We start from the raw sequence: 24,857 nt of genomic DNA on the forward strand, positions 1-24,857 counted from the left end.
GCGATGGGGCGCGAAGCGGCCCCGTTTTTACTTGCGCGGTTCGCGCAGCGCCCGGGCCTTGAGGTACTCGCGCACTTCCACCGCATCCCCGGCAAACTCGATACGCTCTGCTTTCGCTGCACGCTGGTAGGCATACATCGGGTCGTAATACTCGCTCAGCAAGCTTTCGATGAAGACCCGGTGCAACTCCACCGAACCACTGCGCTGCTGTTCTTCCAGCGCCTGGCGCAGGATTTCCGACAGCCGTTGATGGCGCTCGCCGCCGAGGCGCTTGTGAATCCTGCCCATGCTCTGCAGAAGCGTCTCGGCAAACAGTCGAAGGCCATCTTCTTCACCATGCAGGCTGACGAACTCGGCGCTCAGGTCGATCACGTAGTCGCGCAGGATACGCTCCACGCGGTTGGCCAAACTGTCTTCCAGCCACACCAGCGGGTATTGCTGCATGCCCTGGTACAACTCCAGCGGTACGGTGCAGCTGCCCACGATTCGGCCTTCGTCTTCCAGCACGAACTGCTCGATACCCCGGGCGCGTTTTTTCAACACGTCTATGGCCAGCCTGTTCTCGAAGTCGATCTGCGCTGGCTGTGCAGTGGCGCGCTTGCCAAAGCTGGAACCTCGATGGTTGGCGTAGCCCTCAAGGTCCAGCTCGTTGTCCAGCAGGTGCAGCACGTCGGTCTTGCCGGTGCCGGTCAGGCCGCCCACGAGCACGAAATCACATTGCGCGACCGCCTGTTGGGTAGTCTCCAGCAGGAAGTGGCGCATGGCCTTGTAGCCGCCCTCGACGAGGGGGTAGTCGATGCCCTTCTCATCGCGCAGCACTTTTTGCACAAGATGCGAGCGCAGGCCGCCACGGAAGCAGTACAGGTAGCCTTCCGGGTGATCCTCGGCAAACTTTGCCCAGGCCTCCAGACGTGCCTGCTTGATCTCACCGCTGACCAGCTTGTGGCCCAGAACGATGGCTTCAGCTTGGCCCTTCTGCTTGTAGCAGGTGCCGACCTTTTGCCGCTCCTGGTCATTCATCAGCGGCAGGTTTACGGCACCGGGGAAGGCGCCCTTGGCAAATTCGACAGGTGCACGCATGTCCATCATCGGCACGTCGTCGAGGAACAACTGGCGGAAGTCGGTGCAGTCGGGGCGCATCAGATCACCTCGACCGCGTGGCTCTGTCGCTCGACCAGCTTGCCGATCGGCGCCAGCTGCAGGCCCAGTTCGGCGGCCACCACCAGGAACTCGGCTTCACCTTCAGGGGTAACCGCCACCAGCAGGCCACCGCTGGTCTGCGGGTCGCACAGCAGGTGCTTCTGGTCGTCGCTCAGGGCGCCGATCTTGTGGCCGTAGCTGTCGAAGTTGCGCAGGGTACCGCCGGGGATGCAGCCCTCGGCCAGGTAGTGGTCGACGCTGGGCAGGCGCGGGACGGCGGCATAGTCCAGGTGTGCGGTAAGGCCACTGCCTTCGGCCAGTTCCACCAGGTGGCCGAGCAGGCCGAAACCGGTGACGTCGGTCATGGCCTTGACCCCGTCAAGCTTGCCGAAGCGGCTGCCGGGGGTATTGAGGGTGCACATCCAGTCGCGAGCCAGGCCCTGGTCCTGGGTGCGCAGCTTGGCCTTTTTCTCGGCGGTGGTGAGGATGCCGATACCCAGTGGCTTGGTCAGGTACAGGTGGCAGCCTGCGCTGGCGGTGTCGTTGCGCTTGAGGTGGCGCTTGCTGACCACGCCGGTAACGGCCAGGCCGAAGATCGGCTCGGGCGCGTCGATGGAGTGGCCGCCGGCCAGCGGGATGCCGGCTTCGGCGCATACCGCACGGCCACCTCGGATCACTTCGCGGGCCACCTCCGGCGGCAGCACGTTGACCGGCCAGCCGAGGATGGCAATGGCCATCAGCGGGTCGCCGCCCATGGCGTAGATGTCGCTGATGGCGTTGGTGGCGGCGATGCGGCCGAAGTCGTACGGGTCATCGACGATCGGCATGAAGAAGTCGGTGGTCGAGACCACGCCGCGCTCGTCATCCAGCGCGTACACGGCAGCGTCGTCGCGCGAGGCGTTGCCCACCCACAGTTTCGGGTCCAGGGCCTGGGCGCCGCTTTCAGCGAGGATCACATCCAGCACCTTGGGGGATATCTTGCAGCCACAGCCGGCACCATGGCTGTACTGGGTCAGGCGAATCGGCTCGCTCATGTGCACCTCAGGAGGTCAATTTGATGCGCGATTGTAGCAAAGCTGGCCTTTGCGCCTGTGCCTCTTATAATTCCCGTCGTCGGCGCATAAGCCGGCCTTTCCCCGCTATTGAACCGGAGAACACCCATGCTCAAACGCCCTCTGGCGCTCGCCGCCGGCCTCGTGCTGTCTTGCTGTGCCGTTGTCGCCCAGGCTGCCGACACCCTGCGGGTCAGCGCCATCCCTGACGAAGCACCGACCGAACTGCAGCGCAAGTTCAAGCCTTTGGGCGAGTACCTGGCCAAGCAGCTGGGCATGGAGGTGAAGTTCGTGCCGGTGGCTGATTACCCGGCGGTAGTCGAATCGTTGGCTTCCAACCGCCTGGACCTGGCCTGGCTGGGGGGCTTCACCTTCGTGCAGGTGCACCTGAAGGACCCTGCCGCCACGCCGCTGGTGCAGCGTGAACAGGATGCGCAGTTCACTTCCAAGTTCATTACCGCCAACCCCGACGTGAAGAGCCTGGCCGACCTCAAGGGCAAGTCGTTTGCCTTCGGTTCCATCTCGTCTACCTCGGGCAGCCTGATGCCGCGTTACTTCATGCTCAAGCAGGACAACATCAAGCCTGAAGACTACTTCGGCCGCGTCGCCTACTCCGGCGCCCACGATGCCACCGTGGCCTGGGTGCAGGCCGGCAAGGTCGATGGCGGCGTGCTCAACGCCAGCGTGTGGCAGAAGCTGGTGGATGCCGGCAAGGTCGATACCGCCAAGGTGAAGGTGTTCGCCACCACCCCGACCTACTTCGACTACAACTGGACCGTGCGCGGCAACATGGACCCGGCGCTGAAAGAGAAGATCAAGAAAGCCTTCCTCGGCCTCGACCCGGCCAACCCGGAGCACAAGGCGATCCTCGACCTGCAGGCCGCCAGCCGCTTCATCGAGACCAAACCTGAGAACTACGTGGGCACCGAACAGGCTGCACGCGAGGCCGGCCTGCTCAAGTGACATCGACAGTGGCTTCCAACGTGGCTATTCATCTGCACGGGGCCGGGCTGCGCCATGGCCAGGTGCGTGCGCTTGATGCCGTGAGCCTGAGCATCGGTCAGGGCGAGCGCGTCGCCATCATCGGGCCTTCGGGCGCGGGCAAGTCCAGCTTGCTGCACCTGATGGCGACCGCCGTCCAGCCCAGCAGCGGGCGCCTGGAGCTGCTCGGCGAACAGCCCTGGGCGCTGTCTGCCAGGGCTCGCCAGCGCCTGCGTGCGCGGGTAGGCCTGGTGCACCAGGCACCGCCCTTGCCTCCGCGCCAGCGGGTGGTGACGGCGGTGCTGGCCGGCCGCCTGGGGCAGTGGGGTGTGCTGCGCGGCCTGCTCAACCTGCTGTACCCCAGTGATGTGCCGGGGGCGCGCCAAGCCTTGGCCGAGCTGGGCCTGGCCGACAAGCTGTTCGTGCAGTGCGGGCAATTGTCCGGTGGCCAGTTGCAGCGGGTGGGTATTGCCCGGGCGTTGTACCAGCGGCCGCAGGTGTTGCTGACTGACGAGCCGGTGTCGGCCATGGACCCGGTGCTGGCCGACCACAGCCTGGCCTTGCTCAACCGCCACGCCCAGGCCAATGCCGTGACCCTGGTGGCGAGCCTGCATGCCGTGGATCTGGCGCTGGCGCACTTCCCGCGGGTGATTGGTATCCGCGAAGGGCAGGTGGCGTTCGACTGCCCGGCGCAAGCGGTGACCGAGCAGTTGCTGGATGCGCTGTACGCCAACGAACAACTGGCTTCACCGCCAAGCCAGGGGCCGACCCTGACCGTGCAGATTCCGCGATGCTGAAGCTTGATGCCCGCGACCCGGCGCTGCTGCCGCGGTTGCTGCTGACCCTGCTGGCGGTGGCGGTGCTATGGCCTGGCATCCGGTTGAGCGAACTGAACCCGGGGGTGCTGCTGCAGGCAGAGAACCGCCAGCAGATCGCCAGTTTCACCAGTGCCTTCTGGCCACCGGCACACGATGCCGACTTCCTTTCGCTGCTGTATGAAGCCACCCTGCAGACCCTGGCCGTGGCCACGGCCGGCATGGCGTTGGCGTTGCTGCTGGCGGTCCCTGCCGGGTTGCTGGCCAGCCGTGCCCTGTCGCTGCGCGCAGCCTCCCGTGGCGGTCGCGCCGGGTTATGGTCGCGGTTGCTGCGCCTGCCGGTGCGCTGGTTGCTGATTTTCCTGCGCAGTGTGCCGGAAATCGTCTGGGCGTTGCTGTTCGTGCGGGCCGTGGGGCTGGGGCCGACGGCGGGCGTACTGGCCATTGCCATCACCTACAGTGGCATGCTCGGCAAGGTCTATGCCGAGATCTTCGAGTCGGTCGACCAGCGCCCGGCGCATGCCTTGCTGCAGGCGGGTAGTGGCCGCCTGGCTGCGTTTTTCTACGGCATCCTGCCCAGTGCGGTGTCCGAAGTGGTGTCCTACACCGTGTACCGCTGGGAGTGCGCTGTACGCGCCTCGGTGGTGATGGGCTTTGTCGGTGCTGGCGGGCTGGGGCAGCAGATCGACTTGTCGATGCGCATGTTCGCTGGAGCGGAAGTGGCAAGCATGCTGCTGACGTTCCTGGTCCTGGTGATGCTGGCCGACCTGCTCAGCCGCTTCCTGCGTTGGAGGCTGGCATGAACCGGGTCATCAATTGGTTGGTGCTAGGCGCCATCGTGGCTGCGGTGATGGCCTCGTTCGCATACCTGGAGCTGGACTTGCAGGCGCTGGTCGGCAACGGCGGGCTGGGGCAGATGGGCGAATATGCCGGTCGTTTCCTGCACCCGGACCTGTCTGCCGGGCACCTGCGCGCGGTTGCGCGCGGGGCGCTGGAAACTCTGGCCATGTCCGGCCTTGGCACCTTGTTGGCCATGCTGCTGGGCATGCTGTTGGCGCTGCCGGCCGCTGGCCGGTTCGGTTGGCCGCTGCAGGCCTGTGCGCGGTTGTTGCTGAATGCCCTGCGGGCCATCCCGGAACTGGTGTGGGCCGCGCTGACGGTGCTGGCGGCCGGGCTTGGGCCGAATGCCGGTACCCTGGCGTTGGCGCTGCACACCGCTGGCGTGCTGGGGCGGCTGTTTGCCGAGGCGCTGGAGAACGCACCGCCGGAGCCGGCGGTGGCCATCCGCTTGCAGGGCGGTAGCCAGGTGGCGGCATTCTGCTTCGGTACCTTGCCCAATCTGTGGCCGCAGTTGCTGGCTTATAGCCTGTATCGGTGGGAGAACAATATCCGCATGGCCAGCGTGCTGGGGTTTGTCGGTGCGGGTGGGTTGGGGCAGATGCTGTACACCACCTTGAGCCTGTTCCAGGAGGCCCAGGCCAGCACGGTGATCATGGGGATGCTGGTGCTGGTGTTACTGGTGGACGCGTTGAGTGATGTGTTGCGCCAGCGCTATGTGCGGGCCTGATGGATAGCCGGGGCCGCGTTGCGGCCCTTTCGCCGGCAAGCCAGCTCCCACAGGTACGGTGCAAGGTCACAGGATTCCACGGCCCCTGTGGGAGCTGGCTTGCCGGCGATAGGGCCGTTGAGGTCTGGCACTAAGCCAACTCCCCGCACTGCGCCTCCCGCTGCATCGACTCCAGGTTCCGCTCGATCGTCTCGCAAATGCTGTCCATCTGGATCTGGTGTTCACTGAATCTGAACGGGCTCTGCAAATCCGTCCCGATCCGCTCGATGGCCAGCAGCATGAAGCCCACCACCGTCGAAGCCAGCGGCGTGAACCAGCCCAGCGATTCCACCAACCCCACCGGTACGATCAGGCAGAACAGGGTGATGAACAGCCGCGGAAAGTAAACGTAAGGGTAGGGCAGCGGCGTATTGGCGATCCGTTCCATGCCACCTTGGGCATTGGACAGGTCCACCAGCGTCGACTCCAGCCTTGCCAGGCGAATGCTGTCCAGCCGCCCGGCCTGGTATTCCCGCGCCAGCAACGCAGCAGAACCGCTCAGGATGTCGTTGGCGAAATTGTTCGAACGGTTGCGCCGCTCGAATTCCGCAGGTGGGATGAACGCCATCAGTTCATCCGGGCAGCGCTCGCCCTTCAAGTGTGCCGCCAGGCAGTTCACATAGGCGATATGCCGGCGCAGCAGGGTAGCCTTGATCGGGTTCAGGCCATCATCCGGGTCATCGATCAGGGTCAGCGCCTGCCGCGCGAAGCTGCGTGAACTGTTCACCAACGCCCCCCACAATGTGCGCGCCTCCCACCAGCGGTTGTAGGCGCTGCTGTTGCGAAAGCTCACCAGCACCACCAGCGCCGAGCCCAGCAAGGTCAACGGGATCAGTGGCAGGGTGAACTTGCTGTTGAAGAACAGCATGAAATCGATGGTGACCAGCACATCCCAGATCAGCAGCCAGAACAGCGACCAGCCGATGTAGCCGACGGTCTTCACGACCAGGCGGTACTTGCGGGTGATGATGTCTTTCACGCGGGGTACCTCGAAACGCGGGTGATGCAGGATCGGACGTCGAGGCGCGGCGAAGGTTCTGGTGTTGAATGTTGCAAGGTTTTTTATGACCGTGAAGAGAAAAGTCTGACCCCGTTATGGGAAATGCCTGAGTTCCCATATAAGGGGTAAGGCGACAGAGTGGGCCGCTTCAACACTTGAATGGGTGTGAAATGAGCGAAAAGTTGATCCCGTTTGATATGGCGGCCTTGTTGAGTAGTGATGAGGCCATCACTGAGTACCTTAGTCAGGTCCTCGCAGATGGCGATACCGAGGAAATAATTCGGGCACTTGGCCATATCGCTCGCGCACGGGGAATGACGCAGATCGCCACCGAGAGTGGGTTGGGAAGGGAAAGTCTGTACAAGGCACTCAGTCCAGGCGCAAAACCACGCTTTGACACTGTGCTGAAAGTCATTCGTGCCTTGGGTGTCGACCTCCTCGTTCAGCCCCATGTAGTTCCCCGCTAGCAGAACAGGGATTTCGGAGGGCTGAACGGGGCGGTTGGTCAGCTTCATGGCAGGTCATTCCTGCGCTGGCAACGGGGCGCGGTCGGAGCGGCCGAGGCCATTGCCTCCAGTACTTTGCGAGGCCGTGAGCCAGAGGGGCTGGTCGTCTGGATGCTACTCCACCGGGTCACTCACCGGCTTGGCAAAGATGGCCTTGAGTTCGCTGGTCATCGGGAATTCCAGGTTCAGGCCTTTGGGCGGAATCGGTTGTTCGAACCAGCGCTGGTAGATCCCATTGATTTCCCCGGAACTGTACAGCTCGCCCAGCGATGCGTTCACCAGCGCGAGGAACTGCGGGTCATCCTTGCGCACCATACAGCTGTAGATTTCCCGCGACTGCTCTTCCCCGACCACCACCCAGTTGTGCGGATCACGGGCCTTGGCGCGTTCTCCGTAGAGCAGCGCATCGTCCATGTAGAACGCCGCCGCTCGGCCGGACTGCAACATCTGGAAGGCTTCACCGTGGTCCTTGGCGCTGATCACGTACATGTCCATCTTGTTATCGACGTTGTAGCTTTTCAGATAGCGTTCGTTGGTGGTGCCGGCGGTGGTTACCACGTTCTTGCCGCGCAGGTCGGCGAAACTCTTGATCCCGCTGTCTTTGGCCGTCAGCAACTGGCCTTTGACATAGATGAACCCATAGGAAAACGCCACCTGTTTCTGGCGCTCTGCGGTGACGCCGGTCGAGCCGCACTCCAGGTCAACGGTACCGTTCTGTACCAGCGGAATGCGGGTTTGCGATGTCACCAGGTTGTATTTCACCTTGAGCTGGGGCAATGCCAGCTTCTGCTGTACCCGCTCGACGACCTTGTTCGCCAGGTCTACCGAGTAGCCCATGGGTTGCCCCGAATGGTCGCCCACATAGGAGAACGGTACTGAAGCATCGCGATAGCCCAAGGTAATGCTGTTGGCTCTGGCAATCTTGCTCAGGGTAGGCCCCAGCGCTGCTTCGTCAGCATGGGCCTGGGTGCCTAGCAACAGGCCAAGGGTGCAGCCGATCAACGTGATTTTTCGCATTGTTATTCTCCGTTGTAGGTGAGGGGATCAGAGACATGCTGCAGTACGGTTATTTCCACCAGCCGCACGGGCGGTGAAACCCTGCAGGTCGATGGAGGGGCGGCGCTGGCCGATCAGTTCGCTGAGCAAGCGTGCGCTGGCGCAGGCCAGGGTAAAGCCCAGCGCACCATGGCCAAGGTTAAGCCACAGGTTGCGATACGCCGTTGCGCCCAGCAGCGGCACGCCGCTAGGCGTGGCCGGACGCATGCCGGCCCATTCGATGGCGTAGTCATAATTACCGGCATTGGCGAAGGTCTCGCGGGCCTGGCGCTTGAGCAAGGCCAGGCGCTTGGGGTCCAGCGACGGATCGAAACCGACAATGTCGACCATCGCCGCCACACGCAACTGTTCACCGATCCGGGCGTAGACGATCTTGCGGTCGTAGTCGGTGATGCTCAGGTCCGGCGCCCGGTGCTGGGCGCCGATCGGTACTGTCAGGCTATAACCCTTCAGCGGATACAGCGGCAGGTCAATGCCCGGCAGTGCCAGCAACGCACTGCGATGGCCGGCCGCAACCACCAGGTGCTCCACCGGCAGCACTTCGTCGTCCAGTTCAATCGCATTCACCACGCCATGCGCATGGCGAATTCCGGACACCGCCTGGCCCAGGCGGAACTTGCAGCGTCCCGACGCCTGCAGGCGCGCCGCCAGTTGCTGGCAAAAGCTGTGGCAATCGCCGACTTCTTCATCCGGGGTATAGATGGCGCCGACAAAGGGCGCCTCCGCCAGCGCTGGGTCCAGACGGGCACAGTCGGCGTGCGACAGCACTTGTTGTTGCTGGGGTACGGCAAGGTTCTTGCGCGCATGCTCGAAGCTGCTGGCCTTGCGGAAGGTGACCAGCTTGCCGTTGCGTCGCCAGTTGAAATCACCCAGACCGTCTTCCTCACGCCAGGCTTGCAAGGTCGACTGGCTCAGCAGCGCGAGGCGTAGCAGATGGCCGGCGTTGGCGCGGTTGACCGAGGAGCGGCAAGCACCCAGGAATGCTGCCATCCAGCGCCATTGGGCACGATCGAAGCGCGGGCGCAATCGCAGCGGCGATTCACCGCGCAGCATCCAGCCAAGGGCCTGCAATGGCACACCGGCGTCGGCCAGGGGCGCCACGTAGCGATAGGACAGCTGGCCGCCGTTGGCGAAGCTGGTTTCACTGCCCAACGAATCGCGAGCCTCGATCAGCGTCACGTCAAAGCCGTCGCGTACCAGTGCATAAGCGGTTGACAGGCCAATGACGCCACCGCCGATGATGCATACATGCTGAGCCATGTCAGTCCTTGGTCGTGGTTGGAACGAGGCTGAGGTTAGGGCCAGGTGACAGGTGGCGAAAAATGAATAAAGATCGCTGAGCCATAAACAAAGGTTATGGACTTGCCATGCGCCTTCGCCATATCGAGATTTTCCAGGCCATCCGCCAGACCGGCTCGGTCAGCGGTGCCGCACAGTTGCTGCACGTTTCCCAACCTGCCGTGACCAAGGTGCTACAGCACGCCGAGCAGCAACTGGGCTTCCCGTTGTTCCTGCGGGTGCGCGGCAAGCTGCAGCCCACGCCCGAAGCGCTGGAGCTGGAGCGTGAGGTCGACAAGGTCACGGAGAGCCTGCAAGGGGTGCGACGCCTGGCGCAAAGCCTGCGTCGCGCGCCAGGCCACAGCCTGCGGATCGGAGCGACCCCGGCACTGGCCCTGTCACTGCTGCCGCCGGCCATTCATGAGTGGACCCAGCGGTACCCGGACATCGCCTGCGAGCTGTCCAGCGCCCACAGTCGCGAACTGGTGCAGAACCTGTTGATGCGGGAGATCGATGTCGCCCTGACCCTGCAACAGCCAGATCACCCAGCGCTCAAGGCGCAGGCGCTGGCCAGCGGAGTTTTGGTGGCATTGGCACCGGCAGGTTATTGGCCGCTGGAAGATGAAGGCAAGCCGCTGCCGTTGGCGGCACTGGCCGGTGCGCCCATGATCGGGCTGTCCAGCGCCGACCCGCTGTCGGTGCGCCTCGAAAGCTACCTCAAGGCGGTGGAGCCGCCGCCACGGGTGAGCATCGCGGTGCAAACCTATTCACTGGCCAGAGCGATGGTCGAATCCGGTGCTGGGCTGGCGGTGATCGATCCCTTCACCGCACTTGGCGCGGCGCCTGGGGCGACCGCGATCAGGCCGCTGGCCCCGGCGCTGCCGATTACCTTGTATGCGGTCACCCGCACTGCCGAACCGTCAGCGCATACATTGAGCGAGCTGCTGACGATTTTCAGCAGCCGTGCCCAAGGGCAGCTGGATCGCTGGCGCTGATTGCAGATATGCCCGGAAAGCGCATCAATGTCAGCCCGGACTCTCATGGAACTGCACATAACTAATTGAGTTAGCAGGGTCACCGTGGGAGCGGGCGTGTCGAGGCGTCGAACCGCCGCGAACACCGGCGGAGCCGGTGCCATACACCGCGTTGGGCGTTTCGCGGGCTCGCCCGCTCCCACAAGGGTATATGACACGCTCTCGAACATTGTTCCCTGTGCGACAGCCCAGCCCAGATCGCAGGCGAAAAAAAACCGACCATAAGGTCGGTTTTTTCCGGATCTTGGTGCCCCGAGGGAGACTCGAACTCCCACTCCTTTCGAAAACGGATTTTGAATCCGCCGCGTCTACCAATTCCGCCATCAGGGCATGTGGCGCGCAGTATAGAGAGCCACCGCTGGTCGGTCAATCGGCTTTCATGGTCAATTTTCACACATTGGGCTAAACTTCCCGGCCCTGCCGAACCGAACATCATCATGCGCGTCGCCGATTTTTCCTTCGAACTCCCCGATTCCCTGATCGCCCGCCACCCGCTGGCCGAGCGCCATGGCAGCCGTCTGCTGGTCCTCGATGGACCGAGCGGCGCGCTGGCGCACCGGCAATTCCCCGATCTGCTCGAGTATCTGCGCCCCGGCGACCTGATGGTGTTCAACAACACCCGGGTCATCCCGGCGCGGTTGTTCGGCCAGAAAGCTTCCGGCGGCAAGCTGGAAGTGCTGGTCGAGCGCGTACTCGACAGCCATCGGGTGCTGGCCCATGTGCGCGCCAGCAAGGCGCCCAAGGTAGGCGCGGTCATCCTCATCGATGGCGGCGGCGAGGCCGAAATGGTCGCGCGCCATGACACGCTGTTCGAGCTGCGCTTCACCGAAGAGGTGCTGCCACTGCTCGACCGCGTCGGGCACATGCCGCTGCCGCCCTACATCGACCGCCCGGACGAGGGCGCCGACCGTGAGCGCTACCAGACCGTGTACGCCGAACGTGCCGGTGCGGTCGCCGCGCCCACCGCAGGCCTGCACTTCGACGAGGCGCTGCTGGAAAAGATCGCCGCCAAGGGCGTCGAGCGGGCTTTCGTCACCTTGCACGTGGGCGCGGGCACCTTTCAGCCGGTGCGGGTCGACAAGATCGAAGACCACCACATGCATAAAGAGTGGCTCGAAGTGGGCCAGGATGTGGTCGATGCCATCGAGGCTTGCCGCGCCCGTGGCGGCCGGGTGGTCGCGGTCGGTACCACCAGCGTGCGTTCGCTGGAGAGCGCGGCGCGCGATGGCGTGCTCAAGGCCTTCAGCGGCGACACCGACATCTTCATCTACCCGGGCCGGCCGTTCCATGTGGTCGACGCGCTGGTCACCAATTTCCACCTGCCGGAGTCCACGCTGCTGATGCTGGTCTCGGCCTTCGCCGGCTACCCCGAGACCATGGCCGCCTACGCGGCGGCGGTCGAGCAGGGGTACCGCTTCTTCAGTTACGGTGATGCCATGTTCATCACCCGCAATCCGGCGCCACGCGGGCCCGAGGATCAAGCATGAGTCGCACCTGTCGAATGTCCTTCGAACTGCTGGCCACCGACGGCAAGGCCCGTCGTGGCCGCATCACCTTCCCACGCGGCACCGTGGAAACCCCGGCGTTCATGCCGGTGGGCACCTATGGCACGGTCAAGGGCATGCTGCCGCGCGACATCGAGGCCATCGGCGCCGAGATGATCCTGGGCAACACCTTCCACCTGTGGCTGCGCCCGGGCACCGAGGTGATCAAGAAGCACAACGGCCTGCACGACTTCATGCAGTGGAAAGGCCCGATCCTCACCGACTCCGGTGGCTTCCAGGTGTTCAGCCTGGGCGCCATGCGCAAGATCAAGGAAGAGGGCGTGACCTTCGCCTCGCCGGTAGATGGCGCCAAGGTGTTCATGGGCCCGGAAGAGTCGATGCAGGTGCAGCGTGACCTGGGCTCGGACGTGGTGATGATCTTCGACGAGTGCACCCCGTACCCGGCCGAGCACGATGTGGCGCGCGCGTCCATGGAGCTGTCGCTGCGCTGGGCCCAGCGCTCGAAGAACGCCCACGCTGACAACACCGCGGCGCTGTTCGGTATCGTCCAGGGTGGCATGTACCAGGACCTGCGCATGCGCTCGCTGGAAGGCCTGGAAAACATCGGCTTCGACGGCCTGGCCATTGGTGGCCTGTCGGTGGGCGAGCCCAAGCACGAAATGATCAAGGTGCTGGATTACCTGCCGGGCCAGATGCCTGCTGACAAACCTCGTTACCTTATGGGGGTAGGCAAACCGGAAGATCTCGTTGAGGGTGTGCGCCGCGGCGTCGACATGTTCGACTGCGTGATGCCGACGCGTAACGCGCGCAACGGTCATCTGTTCGTCGATACAGGGGTGATCAAGATCCGCAATGCGTTCCATCGCCACGATGATTCGCCGCTGGATCCGACCTGTGACTGCTACACCTGCACCAACTTCTCCCGCGCCTATCTCCATCACCTGGACAAGTGCGGCGAAATGCTGAGCAGCATGCTGAATACCATCCACAACTTGCGCCATTACCAGCGCTTGATGGCCGGTTTACGCGAGGCTATTCAACAGGGTAAATTGGCCGCCTTTGTCGACGCCTTCTACGCCAAGCGCGGGCTTCCTGTGCCGCCTTTGGACTGACTGTCCGCATCCATTATTAGAAAATTACATTAGGAGTGCCCAATGAGCTTCTTGATCCCCGCCGCATACGCGGACGCTGCAGCACCCGCCGCCGGCCCAGCCGGTACCGGCTTCGAGTGGATTTTCCTGGTCGGTTTCCTGGTCATCTTCTACCTGATGATCTGGCGCCCGCAGGCCAAACGTGCAAAAGAGCAGAAGAACCTGCTGAGCAACTTGCAGAAGGGTGACGAAGTTGTCACCAACGGCGGCATCGCCGGCAAGATCGTCAAGGTTTCCGATGATTTCGTGGTACTGGAAGTTTCCGACAACGTCGAGCTGAAGTTCCAGAAGGGTGCCATCGCGGCCACCCTGCCAAAAGGTACGCTCAAGGCTATCTGAGTTACCGGTTTTTCTTTCCAGTCGGGGCGCGCAACGCGCCCCGCGTCTTGAACGGGCGGCGTGATGCTGAACAAATACCCTCTGTGGAAATATGCACTGATCGTGCTGGTACTGGTGGTCGGTTTCATTTATTCCGCTCCCAACCTCTACCCGGATGATCCGGCGGTACAGATCAGTGGTGCCAGCTCGGCGCTGCAGGTGAACCAGGCCGACCTCGATCGCGTCAGCAAGGCGCTGGGCGATGCCAAGATCGCCGTCAAGGGCGCTAGCCTGGGTGAGAAGGGCAGCGGGCTGATCCGCCTGACCAATCAGGAAGACCAGCTGCCAGCCAAGGATGTAGTGCGCAAGGCACTGGGCGATGATTACGTCGTGGCCCTGAACCTGGCCCAGACTACCCCGCAATGGTTGCGCAACCTGGGCGCAAGCCCGATGAAGCTGGGCCTGGACCTGTCCGGTGGTGTGCACTTCCTGCTGGAAGTGGATATGGACAAGGCCATGAACGCCCGCATGAAAGTCTACGAAGGCGAGGTCAAGACCTTGCTGCGCAAAGAGCGCGTCCGCTACCGCAGCCTGCCTCAGCAGGATGGCGGCATCATGCTGGGCTTCGCTGACGATGCTACCCGCGAACAGGCTCGTGCCCTGATCCGCAAGAATTTCAATGACTTCGACCTGACCACCACCGAGCGCAACGAGCTCGCCGTGCTGCGTCTGGCGCTGACCCAGGCGAAAGTCGCCGAGATCCGCGAATACTCGATCAAGCAGAACCTCACCACCGTCCGCAACCGGGTCAACGAGCTGGGTGTGGCCGAGCCGCTGGTACAGCGCCAGGGCGCCAACCGCATCGTGGTCGAGCTGCCAGGCGTGCAGGACACTGCCGAAGCCAAGCGTATCCTGGGTAAAACCGCCAACCTGGAGTTCCGCTTCGGCGCCGAGCCGGGCGCGTCCAAGGCCACTACCGAGGTGTTCGAGTTCCGTGAGGGCGGCCGTTCCGCCGCGGTCGAGCGCGGCCTGATCATCACCGGTGACCAGGTAACCGACGCCCAGGCCAGCTTCGACGAGCAAGGTCGCCCGCAGGTGAACATCCGCCTGGATGGCCACGGTGGCGAGCTGATGACCCGCGCTACCCGCAGCAACGTCGGCCGCAGCATGGCGGTGATCTTCATCGAGCAGAAGCCGGTCACCCGCTATGTCAAGCAGACCGTCGACGGCGTCGAGAAGGACGTTGCCGTCCAGAGCTTCCAGGAAGAGAAGAAGATCATCAGCCTGGCGACCATCCAGTCGCCGCTGGGTAGCCAGTTCCGCATCACCGGCCTGAACGGCCAGGGCGAATCGTCCGAACTGGCCCTGCTGCTGCGTGCCGGTGGCCTGGCTGCGCCGATGTACTTCGCTGAAGAACGTACCATCGGCCCAAGTCTGGGTGCCGACAACATCACCAAGGGTATCGATGCGTCGCTGTGGGGCATGCTGTTCGTCTCGCTGTTCATCATCGCCATCTACCGCGCCTTCGGTGTGATCGCCACCATTGCCCTGGCGGGCAACATGGTCCTGCTGCTGGCGCTGATGTCGCTGCTGGGTGCCACCCTGACCCTGCCGGGTATTGCCGGTATCGTGTTGACCATGGGTATGGCGGTGGACGCCAACGTGCTGATCTTCTCGCGTATCCGCGAAGAGCTGAACGCCGGCATGTCGGTGCAGCGCGCCATTCATGAAGGCTTCAATCGCGCCTACACCGCGATCATCGACGCCAACCTGACCAGCCTGCTGGTCGGCGGCATCCTGTTCGCCATGGGTACCGGCCCGGTCAAGGGCTTTGCGGTCACCATGTCCCTCGGGATTTTCACCTCGATGTTCACCGCCGTCATGGTGACCCGTGCAATGGTCAACCTGACCTGCGGCGGGCGTGACATCAAGAAGCTGTGGGTTTGAGGGAGCTGCGATGAAAACCATCAACTTCATGGGCGTGCGCAATGTCGCGTTCGCCGTTACCGTGCTCCTCACCGTGCTGGCGCTGTTCAGCTGGTGGCAGAAGGGCCTGAACTTCGGCCTGGACTTCACCGGCGGTACGCTGATCGAGCTGACCTACGAGCGCCCGGCCGACCTCAAGGCGGTGCGTGCCGAGCTGGTCAACTCCGGCTTCCACGAGGCGGTGGTGCAGAGCTTCGGCGCCACCACCGACCTGCTAGTGCGCATGCCGGGCGATGACCCGCAGCTGGGCAACAAGGTAGCTGAAGCCCTGCAGAAGGCCGGTGGCGACAACCCGGCCAAGGTCAAGCGTGTCGAGTTCGTAGGCCCGCAGGTGGGTGAGGAGCTGCGCGACCAGGGTGGCATGGGCATGCTCCTGGCACTGGGCGGCATCCTTATCTACCTGGCATTCCGCTTCCAGTGGAAGTTCGCCGTGGGCGCGATCGTCTCGCTGATCCACGACGTGGTGGTGACCCTGGGTATCCTGTCGTTCTTCCAGATCACCTTCGACCTGACGGTGCTGGCGGCGGTACTGGCGATCATCGGCTACTCGCTGAACGACACCATCGTCGTGTTCGACCGGGTGCGCGAGAACTTCCGCGTCATGCGCAAGGCCTCGCTGATCGAGAACATCAACGTTTCCACCACCCAGACCCTGCTGCGGACCATCGCCACCTCGGTTTCTACCTTGCTGGCCATTGCCGCGCTGCTGTTCTTCGGTGGCGACAACCTGTTCGGCTTCTCGCTGGCCCTGTTCATCGGCGTCATGGCCGGTACCTATTCGTCGATCTATATCGCCAACGTGGTACTGATCTGGCTTAACCTGAGCAGTGAAGACCTGATCCCGCCGGCCAAGACCGACGGTGTGGACGACCGTCCGTAAGGCGTGCTCCACGCCGTTTGGCGGCCAAAAAGGCGCGAGTGTTGAACTCGCGCCTTTTTTTTTACTCCAAGGCTGGGAGAAGGCGGGTCGGACCCGCGGGTTATGATCAGGAGGTTCATGTGAACAAATCAATGCTTGTGGGTGCGGTACTGGGTGCTGTCGGTGTGACTGCCGGAGGTGCTGTCGCGACCTACAGCTTGGTCAACAAGGGGCCTGAGTATGCGCAGGTCACCGACGTGCAACCGATCAAACAACAGGTAAAAACCCCCCGTGAAGTCTGCAAGGACGTCGCCGTGACGCGGCAGGCGCCGGTCAAGGACCAACACCAGATCGCAGGTACCGTGGTGGGCGCCATTGCCGGTGGCCTGCTGGGTAACCAGATTGGTGGTGGTAGCGGCAAGAAGATCGCCACCGTGGCCGGTGCGGTCGGTGGTGGTTATGCCGGTAACAAGGTGCAGGAAGGCATGCAGGAGCGTGACACCTACACCACCACGCAAACCCGCTGCAATACGGTCAACGACATCAGTGAGAAAGTGGTGGGCTACAACGTGAAGTACACCATTGGCGACAAGGTGGGGCAGGTGAAGATGGATCACGAGCCCGGGTCGACCATTCCGCTGGACAAGAATGGCAAGCTGATCCTGAGCGAAGCCGGGCAGTAAGGCCGCATGGGGTCTGCTCTTTTTGTGGGAGCGGCCTTGTGTCGCGAAAGGGGCGCGCAGCGGCCCCTGGGTCTGTGAACCATTAGAGATCGCCGGGGCTGCTATGCAGCCCTTTCGCGACACAAGGCCGCTCCCACAAAAAGCAGATTGCGCATGGCTTCTACAGGCACAAAAAAAGCACCCCGAGGGGTGCTTTTTTGTTTGCCGGCAATCCGCGCTTAGCGCTTCATGTTCTCTGGCAGGTGCGGCTGGATAGCAGTCAGCACGGCCTTGAAGCACTTGATGTTGCCCGCAACGATATGGCCCTTGTCGAGGAAGTCGTGGCCACCGTTGAAATCGCTCACCAGGCCGCCCGCTTCCTGGATCAGCAGCACGCCGGCCGCCATGTCCCATTCGGACAGGCCCGACTCCCAGAAGGCGTCGAAACGGCCGGCGGCCACGTAGGCCAGGTCCAGGCTGGCGGAGCCGGCGCGGCGGATGCCGGCGGTCTGGCCAGTCAGGGCGCGGAACATGCCCAGGTAGTTGTCCAGGTCAGCCATCTGGCTGTCACGGAACGGGAAGCCGGTACCCAGCAGGGCGCCTTCCAGGCTGGTGCGCGAGCTGACACGCAGGCGGCGACCGTTGAGCTGGGCGCCACGGCCACGGCTGGCGGTGAATTCTTCCTGGCGAACCGGGTCGACGATCACGGCGTGCTCAAGGCGGCCACGGTATTTGCAGGCGATGCTGACCGCGAAGTGCGGGATGCCACGCAGGAAGTTGGTGGTGCCATCCAGCGGGTCGATGATCCACAGGTAATCCTTGCCTTCTTCGCCGCTACCCGCGTGCAGGCCGGTTTCCTCGCCCTGGATGGAGTGGTTCGGGTAGGCCTTGCGCAGGGCGTTGACGATGCTCTGCTCGGCGGCGCGATCGACTTCGGAGACGTAGTCCTTGGCCTCTTTCTCATCGACCTTGATGCTATCCAGGCGTTCGATGGAGCGGAAAATCAGTTCACTGGCGCTGCGAGCGGCGCGCAGGGCGATATTCAGCATAGGCTGCATGGGCGGGTCACCTGGAGATGTTAAAGAAGAAAGCCGATCATTCTAGCAGAAAACTTTGGCGGCAGAAGTGTCACATTTGCTTTCATGGCGTTACGTCTGTCGGTTCTGTAAGATCGAAGGCCCTGATTCCTGCATCTGTGAGCACAACACCTTGCTGCAAAATATTCGTGTTGTTCTGGTCAATACCAGCCACCCCGGCAACATCGGCGGCGCTGCACGTGCCATGAAAAACATGGGCTTGTCGCGTCTGGTGCTGGTGCAGCCGAAAGAGTTCCCCGCCGTGGATGCCAGCGCCCGAGCCTCGGGTGCCGACGATGTGCTGGACAACGCCCAGGTGGTCGACAGCCTTGAGCAGGCGCTGGTCGGCTGCAACCTGGTGATGGGCACCAGCGCCCGCGAGCGGAGCATCCCCTGGCCGCTGATCGGCCCGCGCGAGTGCGGGGCCAAGGCTGTGGAGCATGCCAATGGTGGCGAGGAAATCGCCCTGGTGTTCGGGCGTGAACACGCCGGCCTGACCAACGAAGAACTGCAGCGATGTCACTTCCACGTGCACATTCCCTCCAACCCCGACTTCAGCTCGCTGAACCTGGCCGCCGCTGTCCAGGTGCTCTCCTACGAGGTGCGCATGGCCTGGCTGGCCGCCGGTGCAGCGCCGGGCAAGGTCGAGAAGGTTGACGCCAGCGAGCTGGCGACCATGGACGAAATGGAGCTGTTCTACGACCACCTGGAAAAGACCCTGGTCGGTATCGGCTTTCTCGACCCCGAAAAGCCCAAGCACCTGATGCCGCGCCTGCGCCGGCTGTATGGGCGGGTGGCGGTCGAACGTTCGGAAATGAGCATTTTGCGCGGCATCCTCACCGAGACCCAGAAAGTGGTCCGGGGCGAGCCGCATAAACGGAAGGACTGACAGATGTTCGAACGCCTGCGTGAAGATATTCAAAGCGTATTCCACCGTGACCCGGCTGCGCGTAACGCCTTCGAGGTGCTGACCTGCTACCCGGGCATGCACGCCATCTGGCTGCACCGCCTGGGCAATGCCTTGTGGAAGCGTGATTTCAAGTGGCTGGCCCGCCTGGTATCGAACTTCGGTCGCTGGCTGACCGGCATCGAGATCCACCCCGGCGCCACCATCGGCCGGCGCTTCTTCATCGACCACGGCATGGGCATCGTCATCGGCGAAACCGCCGAGATCGGCGACGATGTCACCCTTTACCAGGGCGTGACCCTGGGCGGCACCAGCTGGAACAAGGGCAAGCGCCACCCCACCCTGGAAAACGGCGTGGTGGTAGGGGCGGGGGCCAAGGTGCTGGGCCCGTTCACCGTCGGTGCCGGGGCCAAGATCGGTTCCAATGCGGTGGTGACCAAGGCAGTGCCGCCCGGCGCCACCGCGGTCGGCATCCCTGGGCGCATCATCGTCAAGAGCGAAGACAATGAGGTCGAGGCCAAGCGCAAGGCCATGGCCGAGAAGATCGGCTTCGATGCCTATGGTGTCAGTGGCGACATGCCCGACCCGGTGGCCCGTGCCATCGGCCAGATGCTCGACCACCTGCAGGCAGTCGACGAGCGGCTGGAGGGCATGTGCGGCGCCCTGACCAAGATGGGCAGCGATTACTGCGCCAAGGAACTGCCGGCCCTGCCGGAAGATGACTTCACGGAAGTCGCCCAGGTGGCTCAGCGCGACACTCAGTCGCATTGATTGCGCCGCGCTGAAATCATGGTGACATACGGGGCGTGTGCTCACGCCCCCTGTCTGCTACAATCGCGCCCGCCTCCCCGATGCAAACCCGACTAAAGCACTAGGTCTAATAGTTGACTTAAATGCTCGGGAATCGCATACTCGCTCACATCCTGTAACTCCCGTGGTACCCAATAGCCATGCGACTGACTACCAAAGGCCGATACGCCGTGACCGCCATGCTCGACCTGGCGTTGCACGCGCAGCATGGGCCGGTGTCTTTGGCCGACATTTCCGAGCGCCAGGGCATTTCCCTCTCTTATCTGGAACAGCTGTTCGCCAAGCTGCGCCGCAGCAGTCTGGTCTCCAGCGTGCGTGGTCCAGGCGGTGGCTACCAGCTGTCGCGGGGCATGGAAACCATCCAGGTGGCCCAGGTCATCGATGCGGTCAACGAATCGGTCGATGCCACCCGTTGCCAGGGCCTCGGGGACTGCCATGCCGGTGACACCTGCCTGACCCACCACCTGTGGTGCGACCTCAGCCAGCAGATCCATGAATTCCTCAGCGGTATAAGCCTGGCCGACCTTGTCATGCGCCGTGAGGTGCAGGAAGTTGCCCAGCGTCAGGACCTGCGTCGTGTCGCAGGCCGAACCGCCCAGCTGGACAAGATTGAGACGTCCGCCGTCGATTGATCCCACCGGGACGACGAGCGACGCCACCGCCTGATAGGAGAGACAAATGAAGTTGCCGATCTACCTCGATTACTCCGCGACCACCCCGGTCGACCCACGCGTGGCCCAGAAGATGGCCGACTGCCTGCTGGTCGACGGGAACTTCGGTAACCCGGCTTCGCGCTCCCACGTCTTTGGCTGGAAAGCCGAGGAAGCGGTCGAGAACGGTCGTCGCCAGGTTGCCGAACTGATCAACGCCGATCCGCGCGAAATCGTCTGGACCAGCGGTGCCACCGAGTCCGACAACCTCGCACTCAAGGGCGTCGCGCACTTCTATCAGACCAAGGGCAAGCACATCATCACCTCCAAGATCGAGCACAAAGCGGTCCTGGATACCGCTCGCCAGCTGGAGCGTGAAGGTTTCGAAGTCACCTACCTCGAGCCAGGCGAAGACGGCATCGTCACCCCGGCCATGGTCGAAGCGGCGCTGCGCGACGACACCATCCTGGTTTCGCTGATGCACGTGAACAACGAAGTCGGCTCGATCAACGATATCGCCGCCATCGGTGAACTGACCCGCTCGCGCGGCGTGCTGTTCCACGTTGACGCCGCACAGTCGGCCGGCAAGGTCGAAATCGACCTGCAGAAGCTGAAGGTCGACCTGATGTCGTTCTCGGCGCACAAGGTCTACGGCCCGAAAGGCATCGGCGCGCTGTACGTCAGCCGCAAGCCGCGCGTACGCCTGGAAGCCATCATTCACGGCGGTGGCCATGAGCGCGGCATGCGTTCGGGCACCCTGCCGACCCACCAGATCGTCGGCATGGGCGAAGCCTTCGCCATCGCCAAGCAGGAAATGGCCGCGGAAAACGTACGCATCAAGGCCCTGAGCGACCGCTTCTTCAAGCAGGTCTCGGACCTCGAAGAGCTGTACGTCAACGGCAGCAAGACTGCCCGCGTACCACACAACCTGAACCTGAGCTTCAACTACGTCGAAGGCGAATCGCTGCTGATGTCGCTGAAGGACATCGCCGTATCGTCCGGTTCGGCCTGCACCTCCGCGTCGCTCGAGCCGTCCTACGTATTGCGCGCCCTGGGCCGCAACGACGAGCTGGCGCACAGCTCGATCCGCTTCTCCTTCGGCCGCTTCACCACCGAAGAAGAAGTCGACTACGCCGCGCAGAAAGTCTGCGAGGCCGTGAACAAACTGCGTGAGCTGTCGCCGCTGTGGGACATGTACAAAGACGGCGTTGACATCTCCAAGATCGAGTGGGCCGCCCACTAAGCAGTCGCCGGCAAGAGCGGCTCCCTGATGAGGAAGGAATTGCACCATGGCATACAGTGAAAAGGTCATCGACCACTACGAAAACCCGCGCAACGTCGGCAAGATGAACGCCGAAGACCCGGACGTCGGTACCGGCATGGTCGGCGCGCCGGCCTGCGGTGACGTGATGCGCCTGCAGATCAAGGTCAACGAGCAGGGCGTGATCGAAGACGCCAAGTTCAAGACCTACGGCTGCGGTTCGGCCATCGCTTCCAGCTCCCTCGCCACCGAGTGGATGAAGGGCAAGACCCTGGACGAAGCCGAGACCATCAAGAACACCCAGCTGGCCGAAGAACTGGCGTTGCCGCCGGTCAAGATCCACTGCTCGGTACTCGCCGAAGATGCCATCAAGGCAGCCGTACGCGATTACAAGCAGAAGAAAGGCTTGATCTAAGTCGCCTGTTGCGAGGTAAGGAGTCCTGATGGCTATCAGCATGACAGAAGCCGCCGCCAACCACGTGCGGCGTTCCCTGGAAGGGCGCGGCAAGGGCGAAGGCATTCGCCTGGGCGTGCGCACCACCGGTTGCTCGGGCCTGGCCTACGTGCTGGAGTTCGTCGACGAGCTGGCGGACGAAGACCAGGTGTTCGAGAACCATGGCGTCAAGGTGATCATCGATCCCAAGAGCCTGGTCTACCTCGATGGCACCGAACTGGACTTCGTCAAGGAAGGGTTGAACGAAGGCTTCAAGTTCAACAACCCCAACGTGCGCGGTGAGTGTGGCTGCGGCGAAAGCTTCAACGTTTGAGGCTGGCTGTGGGTACTCCTTGTCATTTCGCATTGTTTGACCTCCAGCCAAGCTTCCGCCTGGATCTCGACAAGCTGGCCACTCGCTATCGCGAGCTGGCCCGCGAAGTCCATCCCGACCGCTTTGCCGACGCCTCCGAGCGCGAGCAGCGCGTGGCGCTGGAAAAGTCCGCGGCCCTCAACGACGCCTACCAGACACTGCGCAGTGCGCCGCGTCGCGCCCGCTACCTGCTGGCCATCGGCGGCCACGAAGTGCCTCAGGAGGTCACGGTCCACGACCCTGACTTCCTGTTGCAGCAGATGCAGTGGCGTGAAGAGCTCGAAGAACTGCAGGACGAAGCCGACCTCGATGGCGTGGCCGTGTTCAAGAAGCGCCTGAAGGTCGCCCAGGACACGCTGAACGAGGACTTTGCCGCCTGCTGGGACGCCCCAGGCGAGCGCGACAAGGCCGAACGCCTGATGCGCCGCATGCAGTTCCTCGACAAGCTCGCCCAAGAAGTGCGCCAACTGGAAGAGCGCCTCGACGATTAACCCGGTGCTGCCCGTGATGGCACCTAAGGTATTCAGATAAGCATGGCCCTACTGCAGATTGCCGAACCCGGTCAAAGCCCTCAGCCGCATCAGCGCCGCCTGGCGGTGGGGATCGACCTGGGTACCACCAACTCCCTGGTCGCCGCACTGCGCAGCGGCCGTAACGAGCCCCTGCCCGACGCGCAGGGCAACGTCATTCTGCCGTCCGCGGTGCGCTACCTCGAAGGGCGCAACGAAGTGGGGCAGGCTGCACGCGATGCCGCTTCCAGCGACCCGCTGAACACCGTGCTGTCGGTCAAGCGCCTGATGGGGCGCGGCCTGGCCGACGTCAAGCAACTGGGCGAGCAGCTGCCGTACCGCTTCGTTGGCGGTGAGTCGCACATGCCGTTCATCGACACCGTGCAGGGGCCGAAAAGCCCGGTGGAAGTGTCCGCCGATATCCTCAAGGTGCTGCGCGAGCGTGCCGAAGCCACCCTTGGTGGTGAGCTGGTGGGGGCGGTGATCACCGTGCCGGCCTATTTCGACGATGCCCAGCGCCAGGCCACCAAGGACGCTGCGCGCCTGGCCGGCCTGAACGTGCTGCGCCTGCTCAACGAGCCGACCGCCGCTGCCGTGGCCTATGGCCTGGACCAGAATGCCGAAGGCGTGGTGGCCATCTATGACCTGGGCGGCGGTACCTTCGACATTTCCATTTTGCGCCTGACCGCCGGCGTATTCGAAGTGCTGGCCACCGGTGGCGATACCGCCCTGGGTGGTGACGACTTCGACCACGCCATCGCTGGCTGGATCATCGAGCAGGCCGGGCTGTCGTCCGACCTGGACCCGGCCACCCAGCGCGCGCTGTTGCAGACCGCCTGCGCCGCCAAGGAAGCCCTGACCGACGCCGACGTGGTCAGCGTCAGCCATGGCACCTGGCAGGGCGAGCTGAGCCGCGCCGGCTTCGAAGCCATGATCGAGCCCATGGTTGCCCGCAGCCTCAGGGCCTGCCGCCGCGCCGTGCGTGACAGCGGTATCGAGCTGGAAGAAGTCAGCGCCGTGGTCATGGTCGGTGGTTCGACCCGCGTACCGCGTGTACGTGAAGCCGTCGGAGCACTGTTCGGCCGCACCCCGCTGACCTCGATCGACCCCGACCAGGTGGTGGCCATCGGTGCCGCCATCCAGGCCGATACCTTGGCCGGCAACCGCCGCGAAGGTGGCGAACTGCTGCTGTTGGATGTCATCCCGCTGTCGCTTGGCCTCGAGACCATGGGCGGGCTGATGGAGAAGGTGATCCCGCGCAACACCACCATCCCGGTGGCGCGTGCCCAGGAGTTCACCACCTATAAAGATGGCCAGTCGGCCATGATGATCCATGTGCTGCAGGGCGAGCGCGAGCTGATCAGCGACTGCCGCTCGCTGGCGCGCTTCGAGCTGCGTGGCATCCCGGCCATGGTCGCCGGTGCGGCAAAAATCCGCGTCACCTTCCAGGTCGACGCCGACGGCCTGCTCAGCGTCGCTGCCCGCGAACTGGGCTCGGGCGTGGAAGCCAGCATCCAGGTCAAGCCGTCATACGGCCTGACCGACGGCGAAATCGCCCGCATGCTCAAGGATTCCTTCGAACACGCAGGTTCCGACAAGCAGGCCCGCCAGCTGCGCGAGCACCAGGTGGACGGCGAGCGCCTGCTCGAAGCGGTACAGGGCGCCCTGGACGCCGACGGTGAGCGCCTGCTCAGCAGTGACGAGCGCGACGCCATCGAATTCCAGATGCAAGAACTACGTGATTTGCTGGCCGGCACCGATGGCGCAGCCATCGAGCAACAGACCAAGCGTCTGTCGCAGGTGACCGACGCATTTGCCGCCCGTCGCCTTGATTCGACGGTCAAAGCCGCACTGGCCGGGCGCAACCTGAATGAGATCGAGGAGTAACC

26 protein-coding genes and 1 tRNA gene are annotated in these 24,857 nt (G+C 63.4%); 20 read left to right on the top strand and 7 right to left on the bottom strand.

Annotation, left to right across the window (positions count from 1 at the left end):
• Positions 1-27 precede the first annotated feature (27 nt).
• Positions 28-1,140 (bottom strand): tRNA 2-selenouridine(34) synthase MnmH, encoded by a 1,113-nt coding sequence (gene mnmH, locus RYH74_RS03625; protein ID WP_075043817.1) that lies wholly within the window; start codon positions 1,138-1,140, stop codon positions 28-30.
• Positions 1,140-2,174: a selenide, water dikinase SelD gene (gene selD, locus RYH74_RS03630; protein ID WP_075043818.1), complete on the bottom strand. Its 1,035-nt coding sequence runs from the start codon at positions 2,172-2,174 to the stop codon at positions 1,140-1,142. The genes mnmH and selD overlap by 1 nt, the downstream gene beginning before the upstream one ends.
• Before the next feature lie 126 nt (positions 2,175-2,300).
• Here selD and RYH74_RS03635 point away from each other — a divergent pair, with 126 nt between their 5' ends.
• The 4 genes from RYH74_RS03635 to phnE are packed head-to-tail and all read left to right on the top strand — an operon-like array spanning position 2,301 to position 5,555.
• Complete coding sequence (locus tag RYH74_RS03635) at positions 2,301-3,155, top strand: putative selenate ABC transporter substrate-binding protein (protein WP_025337756.1); 855 nt, start codon at positions 2,301-2,303, stop codon at positions 3,153-3,155.
• Positions 3,156-3,175: 20 nt separating this feature from the next.
• On the top strand, positions 3,176-3,970 hold the full coding sequence (locus RYH74_RS03640; protein ID WP_075046882.1) for a phosphonate ABC transporter ATP-binding protein: 795 nt from the start codon (positions 3,176-3,178) through the stop codon (positions 3,968-3,970).
• Positions 3,964-4,791, top strand: a complete 828-nt coding sequence (locus RYH74_RS03645; RefSeq protein WP_075043819.1) for a PhnE/PtxC family ABC transporter permease — start codon at positions 3,964-3,966, stop codon at positions 4,789-4,791. The genes RYH74_RS03640 and RYH74_RS03645 overlap by 7 nt, the downstream gene beginning before the upstream one ends.
• Positions 4,788-5,555, top strand: a complete 768-nt coding sequence (gene phnE / locus RYH74_RS03650) for a phosphonate ABC transporter, permease protein PhnE (protein WP_075043820.1) — start codon at positions 4,788-4,790, stop codon at positions 5,553-5,555. Before RYH74_RS03645 ends, phnE begins: the two co-directional genes overlap by 4 nt.
• 130 nt (positions 5,556-5,685) lie before the next feature.
• Here phnE and RYH74_RS03655 read toward each other — a convergent pair whose 3' ends face one another.
• On the bottom strand, positions 5,686-6,573 hold the full coding sequence (locus RYH74_RS03655; protein WP_075043821.1) for a bestrophin family protein: 888 nt from the start codon (positions 6,571-6,573) through the stop codon (positions 5,686-5,688).
• Positions 6,574-6,764: 191 nt separating this feature from the next.
• Here RYH74_RS03655 and RYH74_RS03660 point away from each other — a divergent pair, with 191 nt between their 5' ends.
• A complete protein-coding gene (locus RYH74_RS03660; RefSeq protein ID WP_039613839.1) occupies positions 6,765-7,061 on the top strand; it encodes an addiction module antidote protein in 297 nt (98 codons plus the stop codon).
• 153 nt (positions 7,062-7,214) lie between these two features.
• On the opposite strand, the gene RYH74_RS03665 is transcribed toward RYH74_RS03660, so the two are convergent.
• Complete coding sequence (locus tag RYH74_RS03665) at positions 7,215-8,117, bottom strand: transporter substrate-binding domain-containing protein (protein ID WP_085587431.1); 903 nt, start codon at positions 8,115-8,117, stop codon at positions 7,215-7,217.
• Positions 8,118-8,144: 27 nt separating this feature from the next.
• Positions 8,145-9,416, bottom strand: coding sequence for a D-amino acid dehydrogenase (locus tag RYH74_RS03670; RefSeq protein WP_317408975.1), 1,272 nt, complete (start codon positions 9,414-9,416; stop codon positions 8,145-8,147).
• Positions 9,417-9,523: 107 nt separating this feature from the next.
• On the opposite strand from RYH74_RS03670, the gene RYH74_RS03675 reads away from it, so the two are divergent.
• Positions 9,524-10,429 carry a LysR family transcriptional regulator gene (locus RYH74_RS03675; protein WP_286101076.1) on the top strand — a complete coding sequence of 302 codons (906 nt, stop codon included), beginning with the start codon at positions 9,524-9,526 and terminating at the stop codon, positions 10,427-10,429.
• A 284-nt stretch (positions 10,430-10,713) separates the two neighbouring features.
• On the opposite strand, the gene RYH74_RS03680 is transcribed toward RYH74_RS03675, so the two are convergent.
• A tRNA-Leu gene (locus RYH74_RS03680) sits at positions 10,714-10,798 on the bottom strand.
• A 107-nt stretch (positions 10,799-10,905) separates the two neighbouring features.
• Between RYH74_RS03680 and queA the strand changes: the two genes are divergently transcribed.
• From queA to RYH74_RS03710, 6 genes are all read left to right on the top strand, one after another.
• Positions 10,906-11,955 (top strand): tRNA preQ1(34) S-adenosylmethionine ribosyltransferase-isomerase QueA, encoded by a 1,050-nt coding sequence (queA, locus tag RYH74_RS03685; RefSeq protein ID WP_085665013.1) that lies wholly within the window; start codon positions 10,906-10,908, stop codon positions 11,953-11,955.
• Positions 11,956-11,969: 14 nt separating this feature from the next.
• Positions 11,970-13,085, top strand: a complete 1,116-nt coding sequence (tgt, locus tag RYH74_RS03690) for a tRNA guanosine(34) transglycosylase Tgt (protein WP_013971009.1) — start codon at positions 11,970-11,972, stop codon at positions 13,083-13,085.
• A gap of 42 nt (positions 13,086-13,127) precedes the next feature.
• Positions 13,128-13,463 (top strand): preprotein translocase subunit YajC, encoded by a 336-nt coding sequence (gene yajC / locus RYH74_RS03695; protein ID WP_003259111.1) that lies wholly within the window; start codon positions 13,128-13,130, stop codon positions 13,461-13,463.
• Positions 13,464-13,526: 63 nt separating this feature from the next.
• Positions 13,527-15,389, top strand: coding sequence for a protein translocase subunit SecD (secD, locus tag RYH74_RS03700; protein WP_025337767.1), 1,863 nt, complete (start codon positions 13,527-13,529; stop codon positions 15,387-15,389).
• A 10-nt stretch (positions 15,390-15,399) separates the two neighbouring features.
• Positions 15,400-16,308, top strand: coding sequence for a protein translocase subunit SecF (gene secF, locus RYH74_RS03705; RefSeq protein WP_013971011.1), 909 nt, complete (start codon positions 15,400-15,402; stop codon positions 16,306-16,308).
• Between the two features lie 119 nt (positions 16,309-16,427).
• A complete protein-coding gene (locus RYH74_RS03710; RefSeq protein ID WP_013971012.1) occupies positions 16,428-16,970 on the top strand; it encodes a glycine zipper 2TM domain-containing protein in 543 nt (180 codons plus the stop codon).
• 218 nt (positions 16,971-17,188) lie between these two features.
• Here the strand turns inward: RYH74_RS03710 and suhB are convergent, their stop codons facing one another.
• Entirely contained in the window at positions 17,189-18,007 is an 819-nt protein-coding gene (gene suhB, locus RYH74_RS03715; protein WP_025337769.1) for an inositol-phosphate phosphatase, read from the bottom strand.
• 151 nt (positions 18,008-18,158) lie between these two features.
• Here suhB and trmJ point away from each other — a divergent pair, with 151 nt between their 5' ends.
• The 8 genes from trmJ (at position 18,159) to hscA (ending at position 24,855) form a co-directional block, all read left to right on the top strand.
• On the top strand, positions 18,159-18,914 hold the full coding sequence (gene trmJ, locus RYH74_RS03720) for a tRNA (cytosine(32)/uridine(32)-2'-O)-methyltransferase TrmJ (protein WP_031325634.1): 756 nt from the start codon (positions 18,159-18,161) through the stop codon (positions 18,912-18,914).
• A 3-nt stretch (positions 18,915-18,917) separates the two neighbouring features.
• The gene (gene cysE, locus RYH74_RS03725) at positions 18,918-19,703 is read left to right on the top strand and encodes a serine O-acetyltransferase (protein WP_025337771.1); all 786 of its coding nucleotides are present in this window, start codon (positions 18,918-18,920) and stop codon (positions 19,701-19,703) included.
• Between the two features lie 179 nt (positions 19,704-19,882).
• A complete protein-coding gene (gene iscR, locus RYH74_RS03730) occupies positions 19,883-20,374 on the top strand; it encodes a Fe-S cluster assembly transcriptional regulator IscR (protein WP_008092572.1) in 492 nt (163 codons plus the stop codon).
• A 46-nt stretch (positions 20,375-20,420) separates the two neighbouring features.
• The gene (locus RYH74_RS03735; RefSeq protein ID WP_013971017.1) at positions 20,421-21,635 is read left to right on the top strand and encodes an IscS subfamily cysteine desulfurase; all 1,215 of its coding nucleotides are present in this window, start codon (positions 20,421-20,423) and stop codon (positions 21,633-21,635) included.
• A 46-nt stretch (positions 21,636-21,681) separates the two neighbouring features.
• Complete coding sequence (iscU, locus tag RYH74_RS03740; protein ID WP_003248539.1) at positions 21,682-22,068, top strand: Fe-S cluster assembly scaffold IscU; 387 nt, start codon at positions 21,682-21,684, stop codon at positions 22,066-22,068.
• A gap of 28 nt (positions 22,069-22,096) precedes the next feature.
• Positions 22,097-22,420, top strand: a complete 324-nt coding sequence (iscA, locus tag RYH74_RS03745) for an iron-sulfur cluster assembly protein IscA (protein ID WP_003257854.1) — start codon at positions 22,097-22,099, stop codon at positions 22,418-22,420.
• Between the two features lie 8 nt (positions 22,421-22,428).
• Entirely contained in the window at positions 22,429-22,950 is a 522-nt protein-coding gene (hscB, locus tag RYH74_RS03750; RefSeq protein WP_015269012.1) for a co-chaperone HscB, read from the top strand.
• Positions 22,951-22,992: 42 nt separating this feature from the next.
• Positions 22,993-24,855 (top strand): Fe-S protein assembly chaperone HscA, encoded by a 1,863-nt coding sequence (gene hscA, locus RYH74_RS03755; protein WP_317408976.1) that lies wholly within the window; start codon positions 22,993-22,995, stop codon positions 24,853-24,855.
• Positions 24,856-24,857 lie beyond the last annotated feature (2 nt).

It is taken from the genome of Pseudomonas sp. LSJ-87, assembly GCF_032971465.1.
Lineage (GTDB): Bacteria > Pseudomonadota > Gammaproteobacteria > Pseudomonadales > Pseudomonadaceae > Aquipseudomonas > Aquipseudomonas putida_Z.

Coding starts and splice junctions, on each gene's coding strand:
- mnmH (WP_075043817.1), bottom strand. CDS start 1,140: ATGCGCCCCGACTGCACCGACTTCCGCCAGTTGTTCCTCGACGACGTG.
- selD (WP_075043818.1), bottom strand. CDS start 2,174: ATGAGCGAGCCGATTCGCCTGACCCAGTACAGCCATGGTGCCGGCTGT.
- RYH74_RS03635 (WP_025337756.1), top strand. CDS start 2,301: ATGCTCAAACGCCCTCTGGCGCTCGCCGCCGGCCTCGTGCTGTCTTGC.
- RYH74_RS03645 (WP_075043819.1), top strand. CDS start 3,964: ATGCTGAAGCTTGATGCCCGCGACCCGGCGCTGCTGCCGCGGTTGCTG.
- phnE (WP_075043820.1), top strand. CDS start 4,788: ATGAACCGGGTCATCAATTGGTTGGTGCTAGGCGCCATCGTGGCTGCG.
- RYH74_RS03660 (WP_039613839.1), top strand. CDS start 6,765: ATGAGCGAAAAGTTGATCCCGTTTGATATGGCGGCCTTGTTGAGTAGT.
- RYH74_RS03665 (WP_085587431.1), bottom strand. CDS start 8,117: ATGCGAAAAATCACGTTGATCGGCTGCACCCTTGGCCTGTTGCTAGGC.
- RYH74_RS03670 (WP_317408975.1), bottom strand. CDS start 9,416: ATGGCTCAGCATGTATGCATCATCGGCGGTGGCGTCATTGGCCTGTCA.
- RYH74_RS03675 (WP_286101076.1), top strand. CDS start 9,524: ATGCGCCTTCGCCATATCGAGATTTTCCAGGCCATCCGCCAGACCGGC.
- queA (WP_085665013.1), top strand. CDS start 10,906: ATGCGCGTCGCCGATTTTTCCTTCGAACTCCCCGATTCCCTGATCGCC.
- tgt (WP_013971009.1), top strand. CDS start 11,970: ATGTCCTTCGAACTGCTGGCCACCGACGGCAAGGCCCGTCGTGGCCGC.
- yajC (WP_003259111.1), top strand. CDS start 13,128: ATGAGCTTCTTGATCCCCGCCGCATACGCGGACGCTGCAGCACCCGCC.
- secD (WP_025337767.1), top strand. CDS start 13,527: ATGCTGAACAAATACCCTCTGTGGAAATATGCACTGATCGTGCTGGTA.
- secF (WP_013971011.1), top strand. CDS start 15,400: ATGAAAACCATCAACTTCATGGGCGTGCGCAATGTCGCGTTCGCCGTT.
- suhB (WP_025337769.1), bottom strand. CDS start 18,007: ATGCAGCCTATGCTGAATATCGCCCTGCGCGCCGCTCGCAGCGCCAGT.
- cysE (WP_025337771.1), top strand. CDS start 18,918: ATGTTCGAACGCCTGCGTGAAGATATTCAAAGCGTATTCCACCGTGAC.
- iscR (WP_008092572.1), top strand. CDS start 19,883: ATGCGACTGACTACCAAAGGCCGATACGCCGTGACCGCCATGCTCGAC.
- RYH74_RS03735 (WP_013971017.1), top strand. CDS start 20,421: ATGAAGTTGCCGATCTACCTCGATTACTCCGCGACCACCCCGGTCGAC.
- iscU (WP_003248539.1), top strand. CDS start 21,682: ATGGCATACAGTGAAAAGGTCATCGACCACTACGAAAACCCGCGCAAC.
- iscA (WP_003257854.1), top strand. CDS start 22,097: ATGGCTATCAGCATGACAGAAGCCGCCGCCAACCACGTGCGGCGTTCC.
- hscA (WP_317408976.1), top strand. CDS start 22,993: ATGGCCCTACTGCAGATTGCCGAACCCGGTCAAAGCCCTCAGCCGCAT.